The sequence below is a fragment of the Streptomyces sp. R28 genome, assembly GCF_041052385.1.
Lineage (GTDB): Bacteria > Actinomycetota > Actinomycetes > Streptomycetales > Streptomycetaceae > Streptomyces.
This window is the reverse complement of record NZ_CP163439.1, coordinates 7,291,003-7,316,287: the sequence shown is the minus strand read 5'-3', so window position 1 is coordinate 7,316,287 and position 25,285 is coordinate 7,291,003. Positions and strand designations below refer to the sequence as shown.

Below are 25,285 nucleotides of genomic sequence, written 5' to 3'. Positions count from 1 at the left end.
CGGAGTGGAGGGCTGGACGGGCCGCTGGTGGTTCTCGCGACGACGCCACGGTGTGGTGCAAGAGGGCTCCCAGGACGAGGGGAACGTCGGAGGAGACTCCGAACTCAACGGTGTCGCGACGGAGGGGCGGGTCGCGATGGAGAAAAATTAGAGCAAGGTGAACAGTTAAACAAGACCCTCTGTGACCTGTCCGGCAGCCGAGGGTGAGGTCCACGTCGGCACGGGGCTGACCAGGGCGTACGCCCTCAGTGGGGGCAATGACGCGGGTGCGTACGAGGTGTGGATGCCCCCGGGGCGCGGCGTGCGGACGCGACGGGACGGACGAACGCCCCCTTGTTTTATTTGTTCGCCCTGAACTATTTTCCTGAACGCCACCGGAGCGACCGGTCCAACAGGCGACGCGCTCGGTGGCCGCGGTCCACCATGCCCTCCCTGCGACCGTGATCGCCACCCCTGACCCGGCACCCCTCACGCCCCGCCCGGCGGCAGCCAAGCGGCGACCCCGCCCGTCCCGCCGGAGCCTTCCCTCGTCCCCTCCTGCTCCCTGGATGTCGAGATGACAACAAGAGCCCCTCTCCCCGCTCCCGATTCGGTGACCACCACCAAAAGCGCTGCAGAAGGATCCGGCCTGCAAGCCGGCCTGAAGAACCGCCACCTGTCGATGATCGCGATCGGCGGCGTCATCGGCGCCGGCCTGTTCGTCGGCTCCGGCTCCGGCATCGCCGCCGCGGGCCCCGGCATCCTGATCTCCTACCTGCTCGTCGGCGTCCTCGTCGTCCTCGTCATGCGGATGCTCGGCGAGATGGCCGCGGCCAACCCCACCTCCGGCTCGTTCTCCGCCTACGCCGACCGTGCGCTGGGTCGCTGGGCCGGCTTCACCATCGGCTGGCTGTACTGGTTCTTCTGGGTCGTGGTGCTCGCGGTCGAGGCGACCGCCGGGGCGAAGATCCTGGCCGGGTGGATACCGGCGGTCCCGCAGTGGGGCTGGGCCTTGATCGTCATGGTGGTCCTCACCGCGACCAACCTCGCCTCGGTCAGCTCCTACGGCGAGTTCGAGTTCTGGTTCGCCGGCATCAAGGTCGTCGCCATCGCCGCGTTCATCGTGGTGGGCGGTCTCGCGATCTTCGGCCTGCTGCCCGGCTCCGACCACCCGGCGTCCGGCTTCTCCAACCTGACCGCACACGGCGGGTTCCTGCCCAACGGACCCGGCGCGATCCTCACCGGCATCCTGATGGTGGTCTTCTCCTTCATGGGCAGCGAGATCGTCACCCTGGCTGCCGGCGAGACCGCGGACCCGCAGGCCGCGCTCACCAAGGCCACCAACAGCGTGATCTGGCGGATCGCGGTGTTCTACCTGGGCTCGATCCTCGTCGTGGTGTCGTTGCTGCGCTGGGACGACCCGGCGATCCTCAAGGACGGCAGTTACGTCGCCGCGCTGAGCTCCATCGGCATCCCGCACGCCGGCCAGATCATGAACGCCATCGTGCTCACCTCCGTGCTGTCCTGCCTCAACTCCGCCCTCTACACCGCGTCCCGGATGGCGTTCTCGCTCGGCCGTCGCAGCGACGCCCCGGCCGCGTTCGCCCGCACCACCGGGCGCGGCGTCCCGCAGGCGGCCATCCTGGCCTCGGTCGTCTTCGGTTTCGTCGCCGTCGCCTTCAACTACCTGTGGCCGGACACGGTCTTCCAGTTCCTGCTCAACTCCTCCGGTGCCATCGCCCTGTTCGTCTGGCTGGTGATCTGCTTCTCCCAGCTGCGGATGCGCAAGATCATCCAGCGGGAGTCGCCGGAGAAGCTGGTCGTCAGGATGTGGCTCTACCCGTACCTGACCTGGGCCACCATCGCGATGATCACGTTCGTGCTGGGCTACATGCTGACCGACACCGCCGAGGGCGGCGGCCGCGAGCAGGTCGTCCTGTCCACCCTGGTGGCCGTGGGCGTGGTGGTCTTCGCGCTGGTCCGCGAGCGGCTGGGGCGCAAGCAGCAGGACGAGCTCGTCGGTTCGTAGGAGCTCAGGCTCCCGTACGACCGCTCCGACAAGCCGGTGACGCGGCCCTGCCCGCCGCGTCACCGGCTTCACGACTGCACCTGTCGCGATACAGGACAGCAGCCGGCAGAGCCTGTCGCGTCAGAGCAACGGACGTGATGGGCTGAGTCATTGGCCGGATTCCGCCTGGCCTTGCGCGCGTTGGAAGACGGTCAGCGGGTCTCCTTCGAACCGCCACGGCCAGTCGGTGACCACGCCACCGAGTGCCCTGAAGGCCTGAAGGGCGTCGCGGCGGCGATCTGCGGACATCAGGGCATAGGCGAGCGTGTTGAGTTCGGCGAGAGCGGCCGCGTGGCTGAAGAACGAGGGCTCTGTCCAGAGTTGTGCAGCGCGGTCGAGCGTGTCCGTGACGTGCACATCGCTCCAGTAGTTGCGTGCCAGGAGTCCCGCCGCCCCTCCCCGGCTCCGGATCGATTGGTAATGCAACACCTGGGAGGTCAGTTCTGTCGCCGCGCAGGGCGCGTTCGCGGGCACGCGCGCGCGGAGGGAGTCGACGAATTCCAGCACCTGAATGCGCGTCCCGGCCTCCTCCGGTGTCAGGTAGTGCGTCATGCTCAGATAGGCCTCGCGGTTCCAGCGATCGCGTAGCACCACCTCGTTCCAGACCTGAAAAGTGTCGGCCGGGCGGTGACGCTCCAGGCGGGATATCTCAAGCAGAACGATCCAAGGGGTGGGGTCCTGAGGGGCGAGTTCCGCGGCGTGAAGGCAGTCCGTTCTCGCGCTCGGAACCTCTTCCGGATTCCCCGTCCGGCGGGCGCGAAAAACCGTGGACCATGCACGCAGAACCAGGGCGGCGGCGTTGTCCGGCTCCCGTGCGGCCCACGCCGAGGGCACCGAGGAGTCGGACAGGAAGTCGGCCAACACGGCCAGGCGGAAGGTCTTGCGGTCCCAGTCGTTCGAGTCGCGAGTCAGGAGATCCGCGACCTGCACCGCACAAAGATCCGTACTGGCGATCGCACCCCCTCGCATCGTGGCCCGCAACGACTTCAGCAACTTCCCGAGATGCACGTCGTCGAGCTCCAGCGCAATTCGGGGGGTCTTGCGGCGACTTGACAGGAATGACATGCAAGCAGACTAGGAGTGCCGAGGAATCGAGCAAGACCTGGTTGTCGATCGTTATGCGATGAGTATCCCGCCCAAAAGCTCCGGCGGTTCAGGCTGGCTATATCTTGTGTGAGGCAACGGATTTGATTGCAGCCGCGGGAAGAGGGCAATGGACATCGTTTCCGGTCCCGACGAATCCGACCCAGGTGATGGAGAGTCTTCCCGAGGAGACGGAAGGCCACGGGCGGCTGATTCGCGAGCCCCAGGGACGGAATCTGTGCGCTGCTCGACAGCAGCCCGGTCGAGACACCGCCGCCACCCGTCCCGCCTACCCGCTCCCGCTCCCGCTCCGGGAATGTCCCGACCCGAAGGCACCCTCGCCGTGCTGGGCGCCCGCTCGCCCCGTTCAGCCGAGCGGACTCGGCGCAGACCGCTTCGGCTTGGGCGCGGGCTGTTCCCCCGAGCCTCGGATGATCAGGCGGGTGGGAACGGTGATGGTGCGGGCCCGGGAGCGGTCGCCGTCGAGTCGGGCCAGGGCGGTGGCCGCGGCTCTGCGGCCGATTTCTTCGGGGTCCTGGGCGACGACGGTCAGGGCCGGTTCCAGCGCCTCGGCGAGTGATACGTCGTCGAAGGCGACGACGGCGACGTCCTTGCGCTTGCTGCGCGCGAGTTCGGCCACTATGCCGAGCGCCATGATGTTGTTCCCGGCGAACAGGGCCGTGGGGGGATCGGCCAGTTCGAGGAGTTGGGAGGTCGCGGCCTCGGCGCCCTGCTGGTCGTGTGCGCTGGCGACCAGGGCGCGGTCGTAGGGAATGCCGGCTTCTTCCAGGGCTTCGCGGTATCCGGCGAGGCGTTCGCGGGGGGTGTAGAGCTTGACGGGCAGGTCACCGACGAATCCGATGCGCCGGTGCCCGTGTGCGATGAGGTGAGCGACGCCGTCCTGGGCCCCCGCGCGGTTGGAGCTGACGATGCTGTCCGTGGACAGCCCGACTCCTGGTCGGTCGAGGAAGACGATGGGCAGACCCGCCGCACGGTGCGACTTGAGGTCGGAGTGGTCGGCGCCGACCGACGGCACGACGATCACGATGCTGACGCGCCGGGCGAGGAACTTGGCCGTCAGGGCGCGTTCGCGGTCCGGGTCGTCCGCGGACGAGCCCATGAGCAGGGTCAGGCCGCGGTCGCGGACCGTGTCCTCGATGCTCCTGGCCACGGCCCCGAAGAAGGGGTTGCCGAGGTCGGGGATGACCAGCCCGATGGTGGTGTCGGGTCCGCCGACGCGGATGTTGCGGGCCATGAGGTTCGGCTGGAAGCCGAGCTTGGCCACGGCGGCGAGAACCTGTTCCCTGGTCTGTTCCGAGGCGTATCCGTCCTCGTTGAGAACCCGGGAGACGGTCTTGGCACTGACGCCCACTTCTCGGGCGACGTCTGCCATGGTCGGGCGGCGGTTCGCTGCCATGGAGGAAACGGTCTCCTGTCTCGTCGGTTCCGGCCGCGGCCTCGGCCCGAACCTGTGAGTGCTTCAGTTGGCCTGGACTCCCGCGGCCTTCGCGGCCTCGGAATCCGCGACGACAGTACCTCCGGTCTCGTCGACGCTGAGCGCGCCGGTCATGATCGCTACGACCTCCGCCATGGAGTAGTCGGAGGGCTTGATCACCGCGGCGCGCCGGCCCAGCCGGTGGACGTGGATCCGGTCGGCGATCTCGAAGACATGCGGCATGTTGTGGCTGATCAGGACGACCGGCATGCCCTTGTCCCGGACCCGGCGGATGAGGTCGAGGACCTGGCCGGACTCCTTGACGCCGAGGGCGGCGGTGGGTTCGTCCATGACGACGACGGAGCGGGCCCAGGCGACCGCGCGGGCGCCCGCCACGGCCTGCCGCTGCCCGCCGGAGAGGGTCTCGACCGACTGGGTCAGCGAGCGCAGGCCGATCTTCAGGTCGGCCATGTGCTCGGCGGCCTCCTGGCGCATGCGCTTCTTGTCGAGCATGCGGAAGGCGTTGCCGAGGATGCCGGGGCGGCGCAGTTCGCGGCCGAGGAACATGTTGGAGGCGATGTCCATGGAGGCCGCGACGGCGAGGTCCTGATACACCGTCTCGATGCCGTGGGCGCGGGCGCTCTGCGGCCCGGAGAACTGGATGACGTCGCCGTTGAGGCGGATCTCGCCCGCGTCGGGGACCACCGCGCCGGTGAGGGCCTTGATCAGGCTGGTCTTGCCGGCGCCGTTGTCGCCGATGACGGCGAGGACCTCGCCGGGCAGCAGGTCGAAGTCGGCGCCGTCGATGGCGGTGACATGGCCGTAGCGCTTGACCAGACCGCGGGCCTGCAGGACGGGAGTGGGGGAGCCGGTGGCGGTCATCGGGCCTTCTTCCGGGAGATCTGGTCGACGGTCACCGCGAGGATCACCAGGACACCGGTGATCAGGGTCTGGTAGATCGAGGCGACGCCCATCAGCTGCAGGCCGTTACGGAAGACGCCCACGATCAGGACGCCGATGAACGTGCCCAGGACCGAGCCGCGTCCGCCGAACAGGCTGGTGCCGCCGAGGACCACGGCGGTGATGCTGTCGAGGTTGTCGGTCTGTCCCGCCTGGGGGTCGCCGACTCCGGTGCGGGAGATGAGCAGCAGGGCGGCGATGCCGTAGAGGAGACCGGCCACGGTGTAGACGCCGATGGTCAGGCGGGAGGTGCGGATGCCGTTCAGTCGCGCCGCTTCGGGGCTGTTGCCCAGGGCGTACACGTGCCGGCCCCAACCGGTGTTGCTCAGCGCGTAGGCGAGCAGGAGGAACAGGGCGATGGTGACCAGCGAGCCGTAGGTGATGTCGGTGTGGCCGAGCGGGAAGGTCTGCCCGAGGGCCGTCAGCGGGCCGGGCAGGTTGGTGACCGTCTGCTCCTCGGAGTAGATGTGGGTCAGCGCGAACGCCACGTTGAGCATGCCCAGGGTGACGATGAACGGCGGCAGCGGGATCTTCTGCACCAGCGCCCCGTTGAGCAGCCCGAAGCCGCCGCAGACGACCAGGCCCAGCGCGATGGCGACCAGCGGGGGCAGGGTGCCCTCCGCGGCCATCTTGGCGATCACGATGCTGCCGAACGCCATCACGGCTCCGCAGGACAGATCGATGCCCGCGGTGAGGATGATCAGGGTCTGGCCGATGGCCAGCGTGCCGACGACCATGACCTGCTGCACGATCAGCGAGAAGTTGCCGCCGGTGAGGAACTGGTCGGTCGAGACGGAGAAGAAGGCGCAGGCCAGAAGGAGAGCGGCCAGCGGGCCGGTGGTCGGTTGCGTGAGCAGTCTGCGGACCGTGGTCGGTGCTTTGAGCTCCGCGTACGGCTTGGACGTGGAGGGTGGCGTGGACGTGGCAGTCATGCGAGGTCCTTGTCGGAAGACAGAAGTCCTTGTCGGTCCTTGGCGGACGGCAAGAGGACGAGGGGGCGGCCGACCCCGGTCGGGGAGGAGGGGCCGGCCGCCCCGCTCAGGGGTGTCGAACGGTGGCAGCTGGGGGCGGCGGCTCAGCCCCAGCAGTTGTCCAGGCCGTAGGCGGTGTCCTTGGACGTGACCCCGTCCTGCGCCTTGTCGGTGATCAGGGTGACGCCGGTGTCGGTGTAACCGGACGCCTTCTTGCCGTCCTTGGCGTACGTCACCACGGCCTTGACGCCCTCGGCGGCCATCTTCAGCGGGTACTGCTGCGAGGTCGCGGCGATCTTGCCGTCCTTGACGGCCTGGGTGCCGGTGCAGCCGCCGTCGACGGAGACGATCAGTACGTCCTTCTCCCGGCCCTGGGCCTTGAGCGCGGTGTAGGCGCCCAGCGCGGCCGGTTCGTTGATGGTGTAGACGACGTTGATGTCGGGAGCCTTCTGCAGGCAGTTCTCCATCGCGGTCTGGCCCTTGGCCTGGTCCCCGCCGGTGTCCTGGGCGCAGACGACGTCCTTGTCCGTGGCGCCGAAGCCCTTCAGGAAACCGTTGTGCCGCTGGACGCCGACGGAGACACCCGGAGCCAGGTCGAGGGCGGCTATCTTGGCCGACTTGCCCTTCATCGCGGCCTTGGCGTACTCGCCGATCAGCTCACCGGCCTTGAGGTTGTCGGTGGCGAAGAGGGCGTCGACCGCGCTTTCCGGCTCGGTCGGCGTGTCCAGGGCGATGACCAGGACGCCCTTGGCCTTGGCCTTCTCGATGGCCGGCACGATCGCCTTGGAGTCGCTCGGGGTGATCAGGATGCCCTTCACCCCCGAGGCGACCATGTTCTCGATGGCGGTGACCTGTCCGGCGTTGTCCCCGTCGAACTTGCCCGCCGCGGTGGACAGTTCGACACCGTTCTCCTTGGCGGCCTTCTCCGCGCCCTCCTTCATCTTCACGAAGAACGGGTTGGTGTCGGTCTTGGTGATCAGACCGACCTTGACGCTGCCCGATCCGGTGCTCGCGGTGCCCGATCCGGATCCGGATCCACAGGCGGTCAGGGTGAGGGCCGCGATGCCCGTGCACGCGGCGGCTCTGAGCAAGGAGGAGGGCAGACGAGGGATGCGTGACATGAACGACTCCTGCGGGATTGCGGGCGAGCGGCCGGCATCGGGGCATGCCGTCCTGAGGTGTCATCGTTGACTTATGTCATCGTTGACACTGCTTGGCGAGGATGATGGACTCCGCCTGCAGGCAACGTCAATGCCTTGCACCCGTCACAAATCGGCAACGCCCGTGGCCGTCGCCCGTCCGGAGCCGTTCGGCGACTGCCCGAGATATGCCCGTTTTGCCAGCGCGTTCCACGAGAAGAGCAGCCCATGACCCTGCCTCGGATCACCGTCCTGGGAGAGTGCGTCGCCGACGCGTTCACCGAACCCGCAAGTACCCGGAACGAACTCGCCCTGCGTGTGCTGCCGGGCGGCGGACCCGCCAACACGGCGGTGGCACTGGCCCGCCTGGGCACCCCGGCCCGCTTCCTCGCACGGCTGTCCGGCGACGTGTTCGCCCGCCTCTTCCGGGCTCACCTGGAGGCATCCGGCGTGGATCTGTCCCACGCCGTCCAGGCCGCCGAGCCGAGCACGCTCGCCGTGGCCGAGCTGGACACCCAGGGCCAGGCCACGTTCTCCTTCCACGCTCAGGGCACCGCCGACTGGCAGTGGACGAGCGCCGAACTGGCCGGGGTCGACCTGGCCGGCACCGCCTGTGTGCACACAGGGTCGCTGGCCCTCGCCAAGGAACCCGGGGCAGCCGTGGTGGAGGACTTCCTGGCAGCGGCCGCCCCCCGGGCCACCATCAGCATCGACCCCAACGTCCGCCCGCTCCTGGTGCCCCCCGAGGTCTACCGCGCCCGCCTCGCGCACTGGTGCGGCCTCGCGGATGTGCTGCGGCTGAGCGAGGACGACCTGGAACTCCTCCTGCCCGGAACGCCGCCCGAGCAGGCGTGCGACATCTGGCATGCGGCGGGGGCACGGCTCGTCGTGATCACGCGCGGCGCCGACGGCGCCCTGGCCTCACTCGACGGGGAACGGGTGCGGGTGCCCGCTGTGGCGACGCCGGTCGTCGACACGGTCGGCGCAGGGGACTCCTTCACCGCCGGCCTGCTGCACCACCTCGGCACCCGCGGACTCCTTGGCGGCAGGCTGACGGACCTGCGTCTCGAAGACGTCGAGGCAGCCTGTCTGTTCGCCACCCGGGTCGCGGCCCTGACCTGCTCGGTCGCCGGCCCCAACCCGCCGTGGCAGGACCAGTTGGCGCAGTTCGCGACAGCCGGCGACGCCTGACGCACCGGCCGGCCCGCGCTTCCTGGCCGGTCGCTCGACTCCACTCACCGACAAGGACACGAAACCGTGAAGAAGACCCTGATCGCCGAGTTCACCGCCCGCGAGGGAGCGGAGGACGAGGTCGCCCGCCTGATCCTGGACTACGCCCTGAAGGTGCGCGAGGAGGAAGGCAACCTGGCCTTCGACGTCTACACCAAGGCGGCCGACCCGCGTGCCTACTGGATCTTCGAGGTCTACCGGGACGAGGACGCCTTCAAGACACACCTGAACGCCCCGTACGGTGCCCCGTTCAACGCCGTCCTCGCCCCGCTGATCGAGGAGGACGCTTCCGTACTGACGTTCCTCGATCCGCTGGCCGCGCGTCCGTAACGAGCTGGAACACGCGGCCCCCGCCTTCAGGCCGGTGCTGTACGAGATCCCGCGCCGACTCGGCATGAAGTGCTACAACGTCCAGCCATCCGTCCAGCCACCGTGCCGAGCGGGACGAACTGACCGGCGCGGACTGGCTGAGCGAGCCCAACACCGCACGACTTCTGCACCGATGCGCTCGGACATCGTCGAGTGCCGAGGGAAACCCTCACGACGTGGGCGGCACCGCCGCCGACACCTCGGCCAGAAGGTGCTCGACCTCCGCGCCCCACCGCGAGACGATCACCAGATCGCGTGCCGGATCCACCCACAGCAGGTGGCTGCCGCCGTTGCCGCGGGCGCAGCGTCCGGTGCGCGGCGCCCGGGGCCATACCGTGCCGTCGTCGTTGAGCCACCAGGACAGGCCGTACTCGGGCTTGACCCGGCAGGGCGTCCACAGCTCCTCGATCCAGCGGCGCGACAGGACCTGCCGCCCGCCCCATGTCCCGCCGCGCAGGCAGAGCCGGCCGATGCGGGCCAGGTCCAGGGCGCTGATCCACAGACCGCCGCCCCAGTGCGCGCCACCGGAGACCACCGGCACCGCGGCACCGTCGATCTCGACCACCGCGTCCTGGTAGCCGTGCCAGGACCAGCCGTCGGAGGCGCCGATCGGCGTCATGACGCGGTGGCGCAGCACATCCGGCAGGGCGCGGCCGAACAGGGCCGTGAGCGCCAGCGCGGTCAGGTTCACCCGCACGTCGTTGTAGGCCCAGCCGGCGCCGGGCGGTCCCCCCGCCGACTCGGTGCCCTCACGGGTGCTCTGCGCGTCCACCCATGTCGGCTTGGACCACAACTCGCCCTCCCACTGGCTGGTTTGATCCAGAAGGTGGCGCCATGTGATCGCGCGGCCGTGGGAGCTGCTGCCGAACTCGGGCAGGTCCACCGACTCCGCCACCGGCTCGTCCAGGCGCAACGCCCCGTCGTCGAACGCGACGCCCGCCACCAGCGACAGCACGCTCTTCGTGGCGCTGTACGCCATCTCCGCGCGCGTCGGGTCGCCCCACGAAGCGAGGACGGTGCCGCGCCGCACCACGACCCCGCCGGCCCCCTGCCCGTCGAGGAGCGGGCCGATGACCTCGCGGTGCGAGGTGTCCGACACCTGAGCGGCGAGATACGACGCCATGTCGTCGATGCCCGCCACCGGCCGCCCCGCCTGCGCACGCACGGCCCGCGCGAGTGCCGTCCCGTCCACGCCCTTCCAGGGATCATCTGTTGGAGGTTCATATTTCCGTGTCATGGACGGATCACCCATGCCAAGGTGGGGCATACAGCAAGTCCAACCCCTCCCCCCCCCACCGGCACTTCAGGGAGCTCCCCCATGCTGCGCGGCATCGACGTAAGCGCGTACCAGTCCTCGACGTACGACACCGACGGTCTCTCCTTCGTCTTCATCAAGGCCACGGAGGGCCGCTCCTACACCAACCCCAAACTCGCCGCCCAGACCAAGCGCGCCCGCGACGCCGGCCTGGTGGTCGGCTTCTACCACTTCCTGTGGCCCGGCAACCTCTCGGCGCAGGCGGAGTACTTCGTCAGCAAAGCCCCCGAGAGAGCGGGCGACATCCTCGCCGTCGACTGGGAGACGACGAGCGCGGGGACGCACGCGAGCAACGCGGAGAAGGACCTCTTCATCCGGAAGGTGAAGGAGAAGCGGCCCGACAATCCGGTGATCCTGTACGCGAACCGGCACTACTGGCTCAACGTCGACACGACGTCCTACGCCGGTGACGGGCTCTGGATCGCCGACTACGTGAGCGCCGGCAAGCCCCGCATCAAGGCCAAGTGGCGCTTCCACCAGTACACCGACGACCCGCTCGACAAGAACGTGGCCGACTTCTCCAGCAAGGCCGCACTGCGCGAATGGGCCGAGAACGCCTGACCGCATAGGCTCCCACCTGCGGCGAAGCAGTCGCCGCTGCAGAAGAGGGGAGCTTCTCGGCATGAGCGGGACAGTCGCCGCGGTCAGCAGTAACGGGACGTACTCGTTCACCAAGCCGAACCGCGAGAGCATCACGCTGATCGCGGGCATCGGGGTGGAGGGCGATGTGCACGCGGGTGCCACCGTGAAGCACCGGTTCCGGATGCGGAAGGATCCCTCGCAGCCGAACCTGCGGCAAGTCCACCTCATCCATGCGGAGTTGTTCGACGAGGTGCGCGGGGCCGGGTTCGCGGTGGCGGCCGGGGAACTCGGGGAGAACGTCACCACCCAGGGCATCGACCTGCTCGGCCTGCCGACGGGGACGCTCCTGAGACTCGGCGGCGAGGCCGTCGTGGAGGTGACCGGGCTGCGCAATCCCTGCGCTCAGATCGACGGGTTCCAGCAGGGGTTGCTGAAGCAGGTCGTCGGGCGGGACGCCGAGGGCCGTGTGCGGTTCAGGTCCGGGATCATGAGCGTCGTCCTCAGCGGGGGTGTGGTGAGGGCCGGGGACCCGATCCGCGTCCAGCTTCCGAGCGGGCCGCACCGGCCCCTGGAGATCGTGTGACGTAGGCGCGCCGGCCTGCCTCAGATCCGTACGACGATCTTGCCCATGTGCGTGTTGGACTCCATCAGGCGGTGCGCGTCACGGATCGCGTCCAGGCCTTCCAGGACCTCGGCGATCTCCGGACGGAAGCCCCCGTCGGTGAGGCCGGCGTTGAGGAAGGCGCTGGAGCGGCGGCGGCCGGCGGGGGTGGTGGTGAGGCGGAGGTTGGCGTACGTGTGGATGGTGAAGGGCCAGGCCCGGGGGATTTCGGCGGGGCGCGGGTCCAGCCAGCCGTAGACGACGAGGGAGCCGTCCTCGGCCAGCGCGTCACCGAGGTGCCGGAACCCGGGGCCGCCGATCGCGTCGAAGACGACCTGGACGCCCCGACCGCCGGTGAGGCGCCTGGTCTCCTTCGCGACGGTCTGCATGCCACCGTCCGCCTCACCGGAGACGATCACTTCCGCGGCCCCCAGCTCCAGCAGCCGCTGTCGCTTCGCCTCCGTGCGGGTCGTCGCGAGCGGGATCGCCCCGATGCGCCGGGCGACCTGGATCGCCGCGGTGCCGACCCCGCTGGACGCGCCGGTGATCAGGACATGGTCACCGGGCCTGAGACCCGCGGTCTCCAGCAGGGCGCCGTACGCCGTCGTGTACGTCAGCCAGGCCGCGGCCCCCGTCACCGCGTCCACCGAGGCGGGGCGGCGCAGGACAGCGGTCTCGGGGAGCACGACCCGCTCCGCGTACACGCCCTGCGCGCTCATCTCGATGCCGGGTCCGGTCATCACCGGGTCGCCGACGGCGAGTTCGGTGACGCCCTCGCCGATCGCCTCGACGACTCCGGAGGCCTCGTAGCCGAGGCGGGAGGCGGGCAGGGCGGGCTGGTAGTAGTAGGTCCCGGCGCGGAAGAGGGCTTCGGCGCGGTTGAGGCCCAACGCCTCGACGCGGACGGCGACTTGGCCGGGGCCCGGTTCGGGGACGGGCACGTCCTCGACGGTCAGTACCTCGGGTCCGCCGATCTCGTGAAAGAGCACTGTGCGTGCGGTGGTTGGCATGCAGACGACGCTATGGGGCACCGGCGAGACGATCCATGTCCGCCGGTCTCGGTTTCCTGTCCGTACGTCTCGCTCACCCGCCCACCGGCTACCGTGCGGACATGGACGTACTCAGCGACGCCATCGCCGCCATGCGCACCGGCCGCCCGCACTCCGGCCGCCGGGACAAGTACGCGCCCTGGGGGATGCGCCTCCCGGCCTCCGACGGGACCGGGTTCCATGTGGTGCTCCAGGGGTCGGCATGGCTGATCCCGGCGGCGGGTGAGCCGGTGGCGATGGGGCCCGGCGATGTGGTGTTCCTGGCGCAGGGGCGGGAGTACGGGCTGGCCAGCGGTCTCGACGTACCGCTGGAGGAGGTACGGCCGTCGCCCGACGGGACGTGGCCCGAGGCGGCACCCGCCGCCTCGCTGCCGTCGGGCCCGCTGACGGTCCTGCTGTGCGGCGCGTACATGCTGGACCGCTCCCGCGCGCACCCGCTCCTCGCCGAACTCCCGGACGTCGTCCACCTCCCCACCCGCGTCGGCGCCCACCGCTCGCTGCGGACGGCGGTGGAACTGCTGGGCGCGGAACTGGAGGAGCCCCAGCCGGGCTCGGACACGATCGTCGGCTCGCTCCTGGACACCTTGCTGCTGTACATCCTGCGCGCCTGGTGGCTGCGCGAGCGGCACGGCTGCGGGCACCCCACGGGCTGGGCGGCCGCCCTCGCCGACCCGGCGATCGCGGCGGCGCTGCGCTGCATCCACGGCGACCCGGCCCACCCCTGGACGGTCGAGGAACTCGGTGCCCGCGCCGGCCTGTCCCGCGCGGCCTTCGCCCGGCGGTTCGCGGCGCTGGTGGGCGAGCCGCCGCTGACGTATCTGACCTGGTGGCGCATGACGACGGCGGGCCGTCTGCTGCGCACGGACGACACTCCCCTGCGGACCGTCGCCCAACGCACCGGTTACGCCTCGGAGTTCGCCTTCGCCAAGGCCTTCAAGCGGGAGTACGGGGTGGCGCCGGGCCAGTACCGCAAGCGGGCCTCCTCGCCATCCCCCGAACCGGCCGCCCCCTGACCGGTTGCCCCCCGAACGGATCCGAGCGCCACGACGCCCGCCGGCCCGTGTCGATCCGGCACCGGACATGACGAAGGGGCGCCCGTTCGCCGCTCAGGCGGACCGGGCGCCCCTTCCGCGCGTCACTTGTTCAGGAAGGCCCAGAACTCGTCGAACGACAGGAGCTTGTCACCGTTCAGGTCACGGCTCTTGATGATCGCCTCGGCGACCGACTCCGTCACGTTCCAGTCGCCTCCCTGGGCCAGGGCGGACTTGAACTCGGCGGCGGTGATGGCGCCGTCACCGTCCGCATCGATGCGCTCGAACTGCTTGCGTGCTTCCTCGATGTCGATGTGCCCCACCGGTCCGCCCCTTTACTCGCGTTTTACTCGCGTCTGTCGTGTTGTGCTGGCTTGCTGCCGCAGGTCAGATTAACCGCCCGCCCGCGCCTCCAGTGCGGCGACCACCCAGGCGAACTCCGCACGACGTGCCGAGGCGGGCCCCCGCCCCTTCACGACGACCAGCAGCTCGCGATAGCGGGCGACCTTGTCGTCCGCGCCGGCCTTCAGGCGTTCGAGTACGGCGGCCGGGTCGGCGTCGCCGAGCAGGTCCCGCAGGATGCGCTCGGCCTCGGGCGACTCGGGGGCGACCCCCCGCTCCCGCGCCTCGGCCGCCGACTGCACCAGCTTCCGGGCGAACCACATCGACGCCCCGGCGGGCGTCTCGGGCCCACGCCCGGCCGCGTTGAACTCGGCCACCGTGCGCATGTGCGCCCGGAACTCCGGGTCCTGCAGCAGCTCGGCCAGCTCCACCCAGGCGTCCACCTGCTCGGGCGTCGGCTCGTCCGGCAGGTCCACGGCCATGTTCCGCATCTGCTCGCGGATCACCGGGTCCGCCGTGTCCAGTCCGTGGAACATCTCGTCCACGAACTCCTCCAGGATCCGCCGACGCTCGGCGGCCGACAGCCTCGCCAATTTGTTCATCAGGGTCATCTCCTCTGCGGTCGAACCGCGTCGCGCCACGGTCGACAGCACCGCCCGGGTCACCTTCAGCGATCTGATCTGTGCGTCCAGTGCGGCGACATGCGCGGCCGCGACCGACGCCACGTCCTTCTCGCCGCTGACGACCTTCCGTACGTCGTCCAGGCCCAGACCCAGTTCGCGCAGGGTGCGGATCAGCTCCAGGCGGGCGACGGACTCGGCGTCGTAGAGGCGGTAGCCGCCCGAGGAGCGGGTCACCGGGGGCAGGGCGCCCTCGTCGGACCAGTAGCGGATGGTCCGCACGGTCAGTCCGGTGGCCCGGGCCAGCTCGCCGATGGTGAGAAGTCCGGTGCCGTCTTCGATCATGTCTGCGAGTGTGAGCCTTCCAGTGGGTGGAGACTCAAGGGGCAGGACGGGGGCGGTCGTGGCGGAGACCTTGCGGGACATTCTCGACGCGGCGGCGCGGGGTGTCTTCCCTCCTACGGACGGCCGTACGACGGTCGTCCCGCAGCCGTCGCACCGGAACTCGGGCGTCCTCGCCTTCACCGCGCACTCGGTCGTCTTCACCGACGAGGATCCCGCGTGGGTGTACGCGGCACTGCGCGACGTCGACTGCGACGGGCTGGCCGCGCCGATGAACCCGCGCTTCCTGGCGGCTCTCATGGAGCGGACGGGGCATGCGGCCGAGACCGTCGACGCGGTGCTGGTCGGCTCCCCGCTGCCGGGTGAGCCGTCGCTCGCGCTGACGGAGATCGAGGATGCCGACCACCCGCGGATCGTCTACGCCCGCAGCCGGCGTGACGACGTGCGCGCGTGGGCGGCGGACGGCGGCGTGCTGGTGCGGGGGCGCGGCGTCGCCGGGCGGCTGGAGGTCTCGGTCGAGGTGGACGACGAGGTACGGCATCGGGGGCTGGGGCGGCGGCTGGTGACCGCCGCCCGGCATCTGGTCACGGAGCCGCTGTGGGCACAGGTCGCGCCGGGGAACGCCCGCAGCCTGCGGGCGTTCCTGGCGGCCGGCTACCGGCCGGTGGGCGCGGAGGCACTGCTGCACGCCCGGTAGGGCGTCAGTGCCAGGCCTCGTAGTGCGGGTTGCTCTGGCAGCCGCTCATGATCTCGACCTTGGTCGTCTTGTTCACCGGGCAGACGCCGATGATGTACTTCCGGGCGATCCCGCCGGGGAAGGCGACCTCGACCTGGTCGGCCCATTTGTGGGTGTCACCGATGGTCTTGTTGACGTCGATGCCGCCGGGGGCGTCGATGTAGTAGTTCCAGCCCGACTTCCACCAGTTCTTGTACAGGTCGTGGTCGTAGGTCGTGGACACGTACGGGGAGGGCTGGTTGACCAGGACGTACTGCTCCAGGTCGTACTGGCCGTTCACGACGTCCTTGGGCTTGAAGCCCTCCTCGAAGACGATGTTCGGGCCCCGGCCGTCGGCCCGGTAGAGCGTGCCGCAGGTGGTGCGCCACGCGGGCTCGGGGGTGATGCGGTCGACGTCGACGCGGCGGTCGACGGCGGCCTTGACCTTGTCGTCGTACTGGACGGGACAGGCCACCGGGGCGGGGGCGGCGGCCTTGACGAGGGTCGTGCGAGCCGAGGCGGGGACGGTCTCGGGAGCCGTGGCGGCCGTCGTCGCGAGGACGGCCGAGAGGCACAGGACGGCGGCAGCGGCCCGCCGCCGCAGGCGAGTTGTGATCATAAGGAGCACGATCCCCGGACCGCGGCGGCGGGTCGTGGAACGTCACCCATACGGCGGCGTGTCCACTGACCGCAGGTCAACTGCGCCTCGGCTAGCGGAAGATGCCGGTGTGGCCCAGGGAGTAGCGGCCCGGCTGCGGGTAGACGGCGAGGCCGTGCGGGCCGCTGCCGACGGGAACGCGGGCGAGCTCCTCGCCGGTGCGGGTGTCGAGGGCGTACACCTCGGAGTCGTAACGGCCCGACAGCCACAGCACCTTGCCGTCGGCGGAGACTCCGCCCATGTCGGGGCTGCCGCCGTCGGGGAGGTGCCACTTCTTGGTGATCTTGTTCCTGGCGAAGTCGAAGACGGAGACGGAGCCCTCGCCGCGGTTGGAGACGTACATCTCGCGCGAGTCGCGGCTGACGTAGAGGCCGTGGCAGCCCTTGCCTGTGGGCAGGAAGGTGGGCTCGGTGAACTTGTCGCCGTCCAGGACCCACATGCCGTCGGCCATCATGTCGGCGATGTAGAACCGCTTGCCGTCCGGGGAGACCTTCACGTCCTGCGGCATGGCTCCGTCGAAGGGCAGTTTCTGCTGCCCGACGACCTTCATCCGCTCCGTGTCGACCTTCAGCAGTTCACCGCTGAACTCGCAGGAGACGATGAAGTAGCGGCCGTCGAGGGAGAAGTCGGCGTGGTTGACGCCGTAGCAGCTGACCGGCTCGGTCCTGATCCGCTTCATGGTGTGCGGGTCGCGGAAGACGAGTTCGCGGTCGAGGGAGGCCATGACGACGGCGTACCTGCCATTGGGGGTGAAGTACAGGTTGTAGGGGTCGTGGACCTCCACCTCCTTGCCCGCCTTGCCGGTCTTCGGGTCGATGGGGGTGAGGGTGTGGCCGCGGTTGTTGTTGACCCAGAGGGTCTTCAGGTCCCAGGACGGGACGACGTGCTGGGGCTGGCGGCCGACGGGGATCGTCTCGATGATCTCGTACGTCTTCGGGTCGATGACGGATACGGTGTCCGACTCGGTGTTCGGGACGTAGACGCGGGACGGGAAGTCCTTGACGACCGGGGAGAGCCGGTTCGGGCGGTCGGCGGCGTAGACGTCCTTCGGATCCAGGACGGGTGGCATGCCAGGCAGGCCCGGGACGGTCTTCTTCTCCGGGGCGGGGATGGCGGCCTGGGTGCCGGCGTGGGACTCGGGGGCGGCCCGGGCCCTGTCCTTGGCGGACTCGGTGCCGCAGGCGGCGAGCGCGAGGATGCCTACGCCGGCGAGGAGGGTGCGGTGGAGGAGGTTCATCGGCAGTTCTTCCAGTGCGGCGGGGAGGGCGGCGACCGTGCCCGCGCGACCGGAGCGGCGGTCGGTAGTGATCACTGGACTATTTAATGAGGATTACGTCGAAAAACGCACGATTCACCCGACAAGCGGTCCGTGCGGGTCGCCCGGACGGGCCGAGTGCGAGGGCCAGGGGGTGCCGTGCGGGACTTTCACCGCGCCCCCTAGCGGTCCGCCACCCTCATCTCGAACCATGTCGTCTTGCCGCGCGGCAGCAGGTCCACGCCCCACCGGTCGGAGAGTTTGTCCACCAGGAACAGGCCCCGGCCGCTGATGTCCATCTCCTGGACCGGCATCAGACAGGGCAGGCCACGGGAAGGGTCGCGGACCTCGATGCGGATCCAGCCTCGGCGGCGGCGCATACGCAGGCCGAAGACGCGGGCGCCGGTGTGGCGGACGGCGTTGCCGACCAGTTCCGAGACGAGCAGGACCGCGTCCTCCGTCATCTTCGGAGTCAGGCCCCACTGACGCAGGACCACCACCTGGGCCAGCCGTCGCGCCGTCGCCGCGGACTCGGGACGGGACGGGAGCGGGACCTCCGCCTCCGTAGGATTGCCGAACAGCTCCAGCACCTTGGTAGCAGCTTCGTCCTCGGCCGCCGGCGACCAGCGCGCCGCGGCCGCACGGCTGTGTCCCCGCGGCTGTTCGATACCCTCCAGCCCCGCCATGCCCCCATCATGGCCGCCGACAGGGCCCTCCGGGGCCGTTCCGGTGGAATACACCCCCCGGAATCGCTCATTCCGCACAGCTCGGTTGGCATATGCCAGAGGCAGTTCGGTGTCGCTGACAGCCTGCCTGACCTGCGGCGAAGGGTCTGCTGGAGGCAATCGACAGGCTCCCTCGACAAGGCACGCTTAAGGTTGCCTTAAGGCTGCCATAAACCGCCCCATCGAGGGACCCGGATCAGACGTCCTGTCAATTGCAAGTGGTTCGGCGGAGTTTCAGACCAGACTTTGCCAGGCCCTCAGAGGAACTTCGCCTTGCCCGGGCCCTCGTCCACGAAGCTCCGCATCCCCCGCTCCCGGTCCTCCGTCGCGAACAGCCCGGCGAACCAGCCCCGTTCCACCGCGAGGCCCGTCTCGATGTCCGTCTCCAGACCCGTGTCGATCGACTCCTTCGCCGCGCGCAGTGCGATCGCCGGGCCCTGCGCCAGCTTCGCCGCCCAGGCGTGCGCCTCGGCATAGACCTGGTCCGGCGCCACCACGCGGTCCACCAGGCCCAGCTCGCGCGCCTCGTCGGCCTTCACCATGCGGCCCGTGAAGATCAGGTCCTTCGCCTTCGACGGGCCGATCAGACGGGCCAGCCGCTGGGTGCCGCCCGCGCCCGGGATCAGGCCGAGCAGGATCTCCGGCTGGCCCAGCTTGGCGTTGTCCGCGGCGATCCGGTAGTCCGCGCACAGCGCCAACTCGCAGCCGCCGCCGAGCGCGTAGCCCGTCACGGCCGCCACGACCGGCTTCGGGATCCGGGCCACCGCCGTGAACGACTCCTGCAGGGCCCGCGCACGCAGGACCATCGCCGTGTGGTCCATGGCCTGCATCTCCTTGATGTCCGCGCCTGCCGCGAACACCTTCTCCCCGCCGTAGATCACCACGGCCCGTACGTCGTCACGCCGGCCCGCCTCCTCGGCGAGCTCCTTGAGCCTGTCCTGCGTGGCGACGTCCAGCGCGTTCATGGGTGGGCGGTCGAGGCGCAGGACGCCGACGCCTTCGGCGACTTCGAGATTCACGGTCATGCCAGCAGGTTAACGGGGACTAACGGTCGCGGCCCCGGTGCCGTACCTCACATCGAGGCAGGCAACGGGGCCGTACGTCCGAAAGGGAACCCTAGGCCTTCCACTTCTCCCACGACATGTTCCAGCCGTTCAGGCCGTTGCCGGGAGCGACCGTCGCGTCGTTGGAGTTCTTCACGACCACCACGTCGCCGATCATCGAGTGGTTGAAGAACCACGCGGCCGGCGTGCCGCCGTCGTAGGCGCCCTTGACGTCGCGCAGGCCGATGCAGCCGTGGCTGGCGTTGTAGTTGCCGAAGGCGTCGCCGCCCCAGTAGTTGCCGTGGATGAAGGTGCCGGAGTCGGTCAGGCGGGAGGCGTGCGGGACGTCGTCGATGTCGTACTCACCGTCGTAGCCGACCGTGTCGCCGTTCATCCGGGTCTCGACGAACTTCTCGGTCATGACCATCTGGCCGTTCCAGGTGTCGTACCCGGGCTTGCCGGTGGTGACGGGGATGGTCTTGATGACCTTGCCGTCCTGCGTGACCTTCATCTTCTGGGTCTTCACGTCGACGACCGAGACCTGGTTGCGGCCGATGGTGAAGGAGACCTTCTTGTCCTGCTCGCCGTAGACGCCGGGGCGGCCCTCGACGCCGTCGAGGTTGAGGTCGACCGTGACCTTCGTGCCGGTCTTCCAGTATTTCTCGGGACGGAAGTCGAGGCGGTCGTTGCCGAACCAGTGGCCCTCGACCTCGACGGCCGGTTCGGTCTTGACGGTGATGGCCTTCTCGACGTCCTCGGGGCTGGTGATGCCCCGGGTGAAGCGGATCGAGAACGGCATTCCGACGCCGACCTCGGAACCGTCCTCCGGCGTGAAGGCGCCGAGGAAGGTGTTCTTCGGGGTCAGGGTGGTGAAGTCGGCCTCCTTGGCCGCCTCCAGGCCCTCGGCGTCCTTGGCGACCGCGTGCACCGTGTACGCCGTGGCGGCGGCGAGGTGCGTGGACGGCGTCCAGGTGGCGCCGTCGCCGGATATCTTGCCGTCGACCGCCTTGCCCTTGGCGTCCTTGACCTCGACGTCCGTCAGCTTGCCCTGGGCCGCGGTCACCTTCAGCGCGCCGCTGGTGTCGACGGACTTGGCGCCGTCGCCCGGCGCTATCGTCACGACCGCCCGCGACTTCTGGGTCTCCGCCGAGCCGGAGTCCTTGCCCTTGCCGTCGCCGGACCCCGCGTCCGAGCCGCCGCCCCCGCCGCACGCGGTGACGGCGAGCAGCAGCACCCCGGCCAATGCCGCCTGCCCCCTGCGCCCACGCCCGCCACGCTGTTGGCTCGTTCGCCCCCCGCGCGCGTCAACCGACGCCCCCGATATCGGCCGCACGTTCAAGTCCTTCTCCCCTCCCGCGGGCCTGGCCAGGCCCGCACCCCCGCGCATCTGCCACGCGCACCGGCGCATATTAACCACAAGATCATGGGCGTCGACGCCGCGCGTTTGTCACCGTTCCGTTCCAACATCGACTGATAGCCGGTTGGTCGGGCAACTCACCCCCCTGTCCTGTTACTTCACCGCACTCCCCGCCCTCCACTCCTTCCAGCCCATATTCCATCCTCCGAGCCCATTGTCGGGAGCGACCTTTTTGTCATTGCTACGGACGACCTCGACGACGTCCCCGATCAGGCTGCGGTCGAAGAACCAGCCCGCAGGCGTCTGGGACCCGCCGCCCTTGACGTCCCTGAGCCCCACGCACCCGTGGCTGACGTTGCTCCGTCCGAAGAGCGAGGCGTCCGCCCAGTAGTTGCCGTGCAGGAAGGTGCCGGAGTCGGTGAGGCGCATGGCGTGCGGGACGTCCGGGATGTCGTACTCGCTCTTGCCGTCGGCCTTCTTGAAGCCGACCGTCGCACCGTTCATCCGGGTCAGCTCGAGCATCTCGGTGACCACCATCTTGCCGTTGTACGTCGTGTTCTTGGGTGCGCCGGCCGTGATCGGCACGGTGGTGAGCAGCTCGCCGTCGCGCCGTACCTCCATGGTGTGCTTGGCGGCGTCGACCAAGGAGACCTGGTGGCGGCCGACGGTGAAGGAGAACGTCTTGTACTGCAGTCCGTACACCCCGGGCGCGCCTTCGACGTCCCGCAGGCGCAGCGCGACGGTGACCTGGGTGCCGGGCTTCCAGTAGTGCTCGGGGCGGAAGTCGAGCCGGGACCTGCCGAACCAGTGCGGGCGGATCTGGACGGCCGGCTCGGCGGTGACCTGGACGGCGCGTTCGACGGCGGCCCGGTTCTCGATCTCCCGGTTGAACTCCAGGGAGACGATCATTCCGGTGCCGACGGTGGAGCGGTTCTCGGGGGTGACGTATCCGATGAACCGCTCTTCGGGGACGTACGTGGTGAAGGTCGTGTGCCGTGCGCTGCGGCGTCCCTGGCCGTCGACGGCCACGGCGTCGATCGTGTACTCGGCGGCCAGCGCGAGCCCGGCGTCCTCCGGCTCCCAGCGCAGGCCGTCCTTGGAGATGTGCCCGGGTACCGGGAACTCCTGCGCGTCCTGGGACTTGACGACCTTCACCGACTCCAGGCGCCCGTCGGGCACCCGGACGAGCAGCGGGTCGTCGGGGCGTACGCCCTTGCTGCGGTCGTCGGGCAAGACCCGGATGACGTCCTCGGGCGCCGGCGGTTTGCCCAGCATCTGGTCGGCGCCGCCGCCGTCCGAGGTGCAGCCGGTCACCCCGGCCAGCAGGCCGGCCCATGTCAGTACGGCGGCCAACACGGCCCCCGCGCGCCGCGCGCGCCCTTGTACGTGCCTCACGAAGACCCCAACGACCGGGGCGGCCCTGGGGAAACGTGAGTGCGAGCCATGCGGTGGGCAGAACAGTGGGGAGGACTACGCGATGGGGAGCCGCGGACCGGGACACCGTGGGCTCTCCTTCCCCTTCGTGTGGTCCCTGAGCCGTGGGAGGCCGACAGGTGTCGAGCGCAGCCGAGCAGGAGGCGGTGGCCGAGGCGGTCACCGCTGAGGAGGGGCGCCCGGCCGCCGTCGTGAACGGCGCGCAGCGCAAAGCCCCTGCCGTGCCCGTATGGCCGGGCACGCCCGTGCCGCTCGGCGCCCGCTTCCGGGTCGGCCCGGACGGGGTGGCGGGCACCAACTTCGCGCTGTGGGCGGGGGGAGCGGAAGCGGTGGAGCTGTGTCTCTTCGACGAGCAGGGCAAGGAGACGCGGGCCAAGCTCACCGAGCTGACGCACGAGATCTGGCACGGCTTCGTGCCGGGCGTCATGCCGGGCCAGCGCTACGGCTACCGGGTGCACGGCCGCTGGGACCCGTGGACCGGCGGCCGCTGGAACCCGGCGAAGCTGCTCCTGGACCCGTACGCCCGCGCGGTGGACGGCGACTTCAGCCTGCCGCCCGAGGTGTACGGGCATGTCCGCGACTGGCCCCAGCAGCATGTCGCGGACACCGTGCGCGACGACCGGGACTCGGCGCCGTACGTCCCGAAGGGCGTCGTCGTCCACGATGACGACGACTGGGCGGACGACCGCCGGCCGAAGACGCCGTGGGCGGACTCGGTCATCTACGAGGTGCATGTACGGGGATTCACGAAACTCCACCCCGGGATCCCGGAGGAGCTGCGCGGGACGTACGCCGGTCTCGCGCATCCGGCGGCCGTCGAGCACCTGGTCAAGCTGGGCGTGACGGCGGTGGAGCTGCTGCCGGTGCACCAGTTCGCGCACGAGGACCATCTGCTGCGCAAGGGCCTGCGCAACTACTGGGGCTACAACTCCATCGGCTACTTCGCCCCGCACGCCGCCTACGCCGCCTCCGGTACGACCGGCCAGCAGGTCGGCGAGTTCAAGCGGATGGTCAGCGCGCTGCACGCGGCCGGCATCGAGGTCATCCTCGACGTCGTCTACAACCACACGGCGGAGGCGGGCGAGCTGGGCCCGACGCTGTCGCTGAAGGGCATCGACAACCGGGGGTACTACCGGTTGCAGTCGGACGCGCGCCGGTACGCGGACTACACGGGCTGCGGGAACACCCTGCACGTCGTCCAGCCGCACGTGCTGCGGCTGATCACCGACTCGCTCCGCTACTGGGTGACGGAGATGGGCGTCGACGGCTTCCGGTTCGACCTGGCGGCGGCTCTGGCCCGCTCCATGCACGACGTCGACATGCTGTCGCCGTTCCTGGCGGTCATCGCGCAGGATCCGGTGCTGCGGCGGGTGAAGCTGATCGCCGAGCCGTGGGACGTGGGCTCGGGCGGGTATCAGGTGGGTGCCTTCCCGCCGCTGTGGACGGAGTGGAACGACCGCTACCGCGATGCCGTACGGGACTTCTGGCGGGGCGCGCTGCCGGACGTACGGGATCTGGGGTACCGCCTGTCGGGGTCGAGCGACCTGTACGCGTGGGGTGGTCGCAGGCCCTACGCCTCCGTCAACTTCGTGACCGCGCACGACGGCTTCACGCTGCGGGACATGGTGTCGTACGAGCGTAAGCACAACGAGGCGAACGGGGAGGGCAACCGGGACGGGTCGAACGACAACCGGTCCTGGAACTGCGGGGCCGAGGGTGAGACGGACGACGAGCGCGTACGGGCGCTGCGGCGGCGGCAGTTGCGGAACCTGCTGACGACCCTGTTGCTGTCGACGGGCGTGCCGATGCTGGTCGCCGGTGACGAGCTGGGGCGCACCCAGCGGGGCAACAACAACGCGTACTGCCAGGACAACGAGATCAGCTGGCTGGACTGGGGGCTGCTGGAGGATCCGGGCTGGAAGGCCCTGTTCGACCTGACCTCCCGGCTGATCGAGCTGCGGCACCGGCACCCCGTGCTGCGCCGGCGGGCCTTCTTCTCCGGGCGGGCACACTCGGCCGACGGCCTGCGGGACCTCGCCTGGTTCACCCTGCGGGGCACGGAGATGACGGAACGGGACTGGTACGCGCCCGCCGCCACGCTGGGCATGTATCTGTCCGGGCGGGACATCCCGGGCCGCGACGAGCGGGGGGCGCCGATCGTCGACGACAGCTTCCTCGCCGTCCTGCACGCCGGGGACCGGCCGGTGAGTTTCGTGCTGCCGGGGCCGCCGTGGGCGGAGCGGTACGAGGTGGTCGTCGACACCTCGCGGGAGGAGCAGGGCCGGGCGCCGGGCGTGGAGCACCGGGCGGGGGCGGCGATCACGGTGCCGGCGCGGGCGGTGCTGCTGCTGAAGGTTGCCGGCTGAAGCGGCTGGTGTGCGGGGCGGTCGGGCGGGCCGTTCTGACGGCTCCTTGACGCCGCCCTGGCGCCCGTCACGGGCCGTTCGCCGCGTCACGCGGTGCTGTTCTTCGCCTTCGCCTTCGCCTTCGCCTTCGCGGTGATCGCCGACCCGGTCTCCTCCGTCGCGTACGCCATCGAGGCGGCCCTGCGCGCCCTGGACGGCGACCTGGCGCTGCTGATCCCGACGATGTCGCCGGTGATCGGCCTGGTCGTGGTGGTCACCGCCGACTACTGGCAACTGGTGCGGCGCTTCCCCAAGGGCGGTGGCGCGGCCGCAGCGGCGGGCCGGGCCTTCGGGCCCAACTGGACCTTCCTGCCGATCGGCGCCCTGGTCGTCGACTTCGTACTCGCCATGCGCGGCTGGCCCATCCTGTCCCTGGTCGCGACCCTGCTGATCGCCGGCGGGCTCTACGCACGCTGGGTACGGGCCGGGCGCCCCACGGGGATCGAGGACGTGGAGAGCCAGGCCGAGCAGTACGCCTGAACGGCGTAGGGAGGGCGGGGTCCGCTCGGTGCACGGCACTGAGCGGGCCCAGTTCCGCCGACCGGACCCGCCTCCCGTGAACGCCGTATGAAACCCG

24 protein-coding genes are annotated in these 25,285 nt (G+C 69.9%); 9 read left to right on the top strand and 15 right to left on the bottom strand.

Annotation, left to right across the window (positions count from 1 at the left end):
* Nucleotides 1-556: 556 nt before the first annotated feature.
* Nucleotides 557-2,008 (top strand): amino acid permease, encoded by a 1,452-nt coding sequence (locus tag AB5J49_RS32960; RefSeq protein WP_369172509.1) that lies wholly within the window; start codon nucleotides 557-559, stop codon nucleotides 2,006-2,008.
* Nucleotides 2,009-2,155: 147 nt separating this feature from the next.
* On the opposite strand, the gene AB5J49_RS32955 is transcribed toward AB5J49_RS32960, so the two are convergent.
* The 5 genes from AB5J49_RS32955 to AB5J49_RS32935 form a co-directional block, all read right to left on the bottom strand.
* Nucleotides 2,156-3,112, bottom strand: a complete 957-nt coding sequence (locus tag AB5J49_RS32955; protein WP_369172508.1) for a hypothetical protein — start codon at nucleotides 3,110-3,112, stop codon at nucleotides 2,156-2,158.
* 385 nt (nucleotides 3,113-3,497) lie between these two features.
* On the bottom strand, nucleotides 3,498-4,547 hold the full coding sequence (locus tag AB5J49_RS32950) for a LacI family DNA-binding transcriptional regulator (protein ID WP_369172507.1): 1,050 nt from the start codon (nucleotides 4,545-4,547) through the stop codon (nucleotides 3,498-3,500).
* Between the two features lie 63 nt (nucleotides 4,548-4,610).
* The gene (locus tag AB5J49_RS32945; RefSeq protein WP_369172506.1) at nucleotides 4,611-5,447 is read right to left on the bottom strand and encodes an ATP-binding cassette domain-containing protein; all 837 of its coding nucleotides are present in this window, start codon (nucleotides 5,445-5,447) and stop codon (nucleotides 4,611-4,613) included.
* Nucleotides 5,444-6,457 carry an ABC transporter permease gene (locus tag AB5J49_RS32940; RefSeq protein ID WP_369172505.1) on the bottom strand — a complete coding sequence of 338 codons (1,014 nt, stop codon included), beginning with the start codon at nucleotides 6,455-6,457 and terminating at the stop codon, nucleotides 5,444-5,446. Before AB5J49_RS32940 ends, AB5J49_RS32945 begins: the two co-directional genes overlap by 4 nt.
* 143 nt (nucleotides 6,458-6,600) lie before the next feature.
* Nucleotides 6,601-7,617: a sugar ABC transporter substrate-binding protein gene (locus AB5J49_RS32935; protein WP_369172504.1), complete on the bottom strand. Its 1,017-nt coding sequence runs from the start codon at nucleotides 7,615-7,617 to the stop codon at nucleotides 6,601-6,603.
* Nucleotides 7,618-7,863: 246 nt separating this feature from the next.
* Here AB5J49_RS32935 and AB5J49_RS32930 point away from each other — a divergent pair, with 246 nt between their 5' ends.
* Nucleotides 7,864-8,826: a carbohydrate kinase gene (locus tag AB5J49_RS32930; RefSeq protein ID WP_369172503.1), complete on the top strand. Its 963-nt coding sequence runs from the start codon at nucleotides 7,864-7,866 to the stop codon at nucleotides 8,824-8,826.
* A gap of 66 nt (nucleotides 8,827-8,892) precedes the next feature.
* Nucleotides 8,893-9,195, top strand: coding sequence for a putative quinol monooxygenase (locus tag AB5J49_RS32925; RefSeq protein WP_369172502.1), 303 nt, complete (start codon nucleotides 8,893-8,895; stop codon nucleotides 9,193-9,195).
* A 208-nt stretch (nucleotides 9,196-9,403) separates the two neighbouring features.
* Here the strand turns inward: AB5J49_RS32925 and AB5J49_RS32920 are convergent, their stop codons facing one another.
* Nucleotides 9,404-10,426 carry a serine hydrolase domain-containing protein gene (locus AB5J49_RS32920; protein WP_369172501.1) on the bottom strand — a complete coding sequence of 341 codons (1,023 nt, stop codon included), beginning with the start codon at nucleotides 10,424-10,426 and terminating at the stop codon, nucleotides 9,404-9,406.
* 126 nt (nucleotides 10,427-10,552) lie between these two features.
* On the opposite strand from AB5J49_RS32920, the gene AB5J49_RS32915 reads away from it, so the two are divergent.
* The gene (locus AB5J49_RS32915; protein ID WP_369172500.1) at nucleotides 10,553-11,110 is read left to right on the top strand and encodes a glycoside hydrolase family 25 protein; all 558 of its coding nucleotides are present in this window, start codon (nucleotides 10,553-10,555) and stop codon (nucleotides 11,108-11,110) included.
* Nucleotides 11,111-11,171: 61 nt separating this feature from the next.
* A complete protein-coding gene (locus AB5J49_RS32910) occupies nucleotides 11,172-11,714 on the top strand; it encodes an MOSC domain-containing protein (RefSeq protein WP_369172499.1) in 543 nt (180 codons plus the stop codon).
* Nucleotides 11,715-11,734: 20 nt separating this feature from the next.
* Here AB5J49_RS32910 and AB5J49_RS32905 read toward each other — a convergent pair whose 3' ends face one another.
* Nucleotides 11,735-12,742, bottom strand: a complete 1,008-nt coding sequence (locus tag AB5J49_RS32905) for a zinc-dependent alcohol dehydrogenase family protein (protein ID WP_369172498.1) — start codon at nucleotides 12,740-12,742, stop codon at nucleotides 11,735-11,737.
* Between the two features lie 101 nt (nucleotides 12,743-12,843).
* Between AB5J49_RS32905 and AB5J49_RS32900 the strand changes: the two genes are divergently transcribed.
* A complete protein-coding gene (locus tag AB5J49_RS32900) occupies nucleotides 12,844-13,794 on the top strand; it encodes an AraC family transcriptional regulator (protein WP_369172497.1) in 951 nt (316 codons plus the stop codon).
* Between the two features lie 122 nt (nucleotides 13,795-13,916).
* On the opposite strand, the gene AB5J49_RS32895 is transcribed toward AB5J49_RS32900, so the two are convergent.
* Nucleotides 13,917-14,135, bottom strand: coding sequence for an EF-hand domain-containing protein (locus AB5J49_RS32895; protein ID WP_369172496.1), 219 nt, complete (start codon nucleotides 14,133-14,135; stop codon nucleotides 13,917-13,919).
* 69 nt (nucleotides 14,136-14,204) lie between these two features.
* Nucleotides 14,205-15,119 carry a MerR family transcriptional regulator gene (locus tag AB5J49_RS32890; RefSeq protein WP_369172495.1) on the bottom strand — a complete coding sequence of 305 codons (915 nt, stop codon included), beginning with the start codon at nucleotides 15,117-15,119 and terminating at the stop codon, nucleotides 14,205-14,207.
* A 58-nt stretch (nucleotides 15,120-15,177) separates the two neighbouring features.
* Here AB5J49_RS32890 and AB5J49_RS32885 point away from each other — a divergent pair, with 58 nt between their 5' ends.
* On the top strand, nucleotides 15,178-15,813 hold the full coding sequence (locus AB5J49_RS32885; RefSeq protein ID WP_369172494.1) for a GNAT family N-acetyltransferase: 636 nt from the start codon (nucleotides 15,178-15,180) through the stop codon (nucleotides 15,811-15,813).
* A 4-nt stretch (nucleotides 15,814-15,817) separates the two neighbouring features.
* Here the strand turns inward: AB5J49_RS32885 and AB5J49_RS32880 are convergent, their stop codons facing one another.
* The 6 genes from AB5J49_RS32880 to AB5J49_RS32855 form a co-directional block, all read right to left on the bottom strand.
* The gene (locus AB5J49_RS32880; protein WP_369172493.1) at nucleotides 15,818-16,450 is read right to left on the bottom strand and encodes an ADP-ribosyltransferase; all 633 of its coding nucleotides are present in this window, start codon (nucleotides 16,448-16,450) and stop codon (nucleotides 15,818-15,820) included.
* A gap of 91 nt (nucleotides 16,451-16,541) precedes the next feature.
* Entirely contained in the window at nucleotides 16,542-17,726 is a 1,185-nt protein-coding gene (locus AB5J49_RS32875; RefSeq protein ID WP_369175345.1) for a YncE family protein, read from the bottom strand.
* A 200-nt stretch (nucleotides 17,727-17,926) separates the two neighbouring features.
* A complete protein-coding gene (locus AB5J49_RS32870) occupies nucleotides 17,927-18,430 on the bottom strand; it encodes an ATP-binding protein (RefSeq protein WP_369172492.1) in 504 nt (167 codons plus the stop codon).
* A gap of 296 nt (nucleotides 18,431-18,726) precedes the next feature.
* Nucleotides 18,727-19,494 (bottom strand): enoyl-CoA hydratase/isomerase family protein, encoded by a 768-nt coding sequence (locus tag AB5J49_RS32865; protein WP_369172491.1) that lies wholly within the window; start codon nucleotides 19,492-19,494, stop codon nucleotides 18,727-18,729.
* Between the two features lie 91 nt (nucleotides 19,495-19,585).
* On the bottom strand, nucleotides 19,586-20,851 hold the full coding sequence (locus tag AB5J49_RS32860) for an Ig-like domain-containing protein (RefSeq protein ID WP_369172490.1): 1,266 nt from the start codon (nucleotides 20,849-20,851) through the stop codon (nucleotides 19,586-19,588).
* A gap of 171 nt (nucleotides 20,852-21,022) precedes the next feature.
* Nucleotides 21,023-22,264, bottom strand: coding sequence for an Ig-like domain-containing protein (locus tag AB5J49_RS32855; protein ID WP_369172489.1), 1,242 nt, complete (start codon nucleotides 22,262-22,264; stop codon nucleotides 21,023-21,025).
* A 158-nt stretch (nucleotides 22,265-22,422) separates the two neighbouring features.
* Between AB5J49_RS32855 and glgX the strand changes: the two genes are divergently transcribed.
* A complete protein-coding gene (glgX, locus tag AB5J49_RS32850; protein WP_369172488.1) occupies nucleotides 22,423-24,669 on the top strand; it encodes a glycogen debranching protein GlgX in 2,247 nt (748 codons plus the stop codon).
* A 93-nt stretch (nucleotides 24,670-24,762) separates the two neighbouring features.
* Nucleotides 24,763-25,188, top strand: a complete 426-nt coding sequence (locus tag AB5J49_RS32845; protein ID WP_369172487.1) for a hypothetical protein — start codon at nucleotides 24,763-24,765, stop codon at nucleotides 25,186-25,188.
* Nucleotides 25,189-25,285: the final 97 nt, after the last annotated feature.

Coding starts and splice junctions, on each gene's coding strand:
- AB5J49_RS32905 (WP_369172498.1), bottom strand. CDS start 12,742: ATGCCAACCACCGCACGCACAGTGCTCTTTCACGAGATCGGCGGACCC.
- AB5J49_RS32955 (WP_369172508.1), bottom strand. CDS start 3,112: ATGTCATTCCTGTCAAGTCGCCGCAAGACCCCCCGAATTGCGCTGGAG.
- AB5J49_RS32875 (WP_369175345.1), bottom strand. CDS start 17,726: ATGAACCTCCTCCACCGCACCCTCCTCGCCGGCGTAGGCATCCTCGCG.
- AB5J49_RS32900 (WP_369172497.1), top strand. CDS start 12,844: ATGGACGTACTCAGCGACGCCATCGCCGCCATGCGCACCGGCCGCCCG.
- AB5J49_RS32865 (WP_369172491.1), bottom strand. CDS start 19,494: ATGACCGTGAATCTCGAAGTCGCCGAAGGCGTCGGCGTCCTGCGCCTC.
- AB5J49_RS32945 (WP_369172506.1), bottom strand. CDS start 5,447: ATGACCGCCACCGGCTCCCCCACTCCCGTCCTGCAGGCCCGCGGTCTG.
- AB5J49_RS32870 (WP_369172492.1), bottom strand. CDS start 18,430: ATGGCGGGGCTGGAGGGTATCGAACAGCCGCGGGGACACAGCCGTGCG.
- AB5J49_RS32915 (WP_369172500.1), top strand. CDS start 10,553: ATGCTGCGCGGCATCGACGTAAGCGCGTACCAGTCCTCGACGTACGAC.
- AB5J49_RS32880 (WP_369172493.1), bottom strand. CDS start 16,450: ATGATCACAACTCGCCTGCGGCGGCGGGCCGCTGCCGCCGTCCTGTGC.
- AB5J49_RS32935 (WP_369172504.1), bottom strand. CDS start 7,617: ATGTCACGCATCCCTCGTCTGCCCTCCTCCTTGCTCAGAGCCGCCGCG.
- AB5J49_RS32890 (WP_369172495.1), bottom strand. CDS start 15,119: ATGATCGAAGACGGCACCGGACTTCTCACCATCGGCGAGCTGGCCCGG.
- AB5J49_RS32950 (WP_369172507.1), bottom strand. CDS start 4,547: ATGGCAGCGAACCGCCGCCCGACCATGGCAGACGTCGCCCGAGAAGTG.
- AB5J49_RS32940 (WP_369172505.1), bottom strand. CDS start 6,457: ATGACTGCCACGTCCACGCCACCCTCCACGTCCAAGCCGTACGCGGAG.
- AB5J49_RS32910 (WP_369172499.1), top strand. CDS start 11,172: ATGAGCGGGACAGTCGCCGCGGTCAGCAGTAACGGGACGTACTCGTTC.
- AB5J49_RS32960 (WP_369172509.1), top strand. CDS start 557: ATGACAACAAGAGCCCCTCTCCCCGCTCCCGATTCGGTGACCACCACC.
- AB5J49_RS32930 (WP_369172503.1), top strand. CDS start 7,864: ATGACCCTGCCTCGGATCACCGTCCTGGGAGAGTGCGTCGCCGACGCG.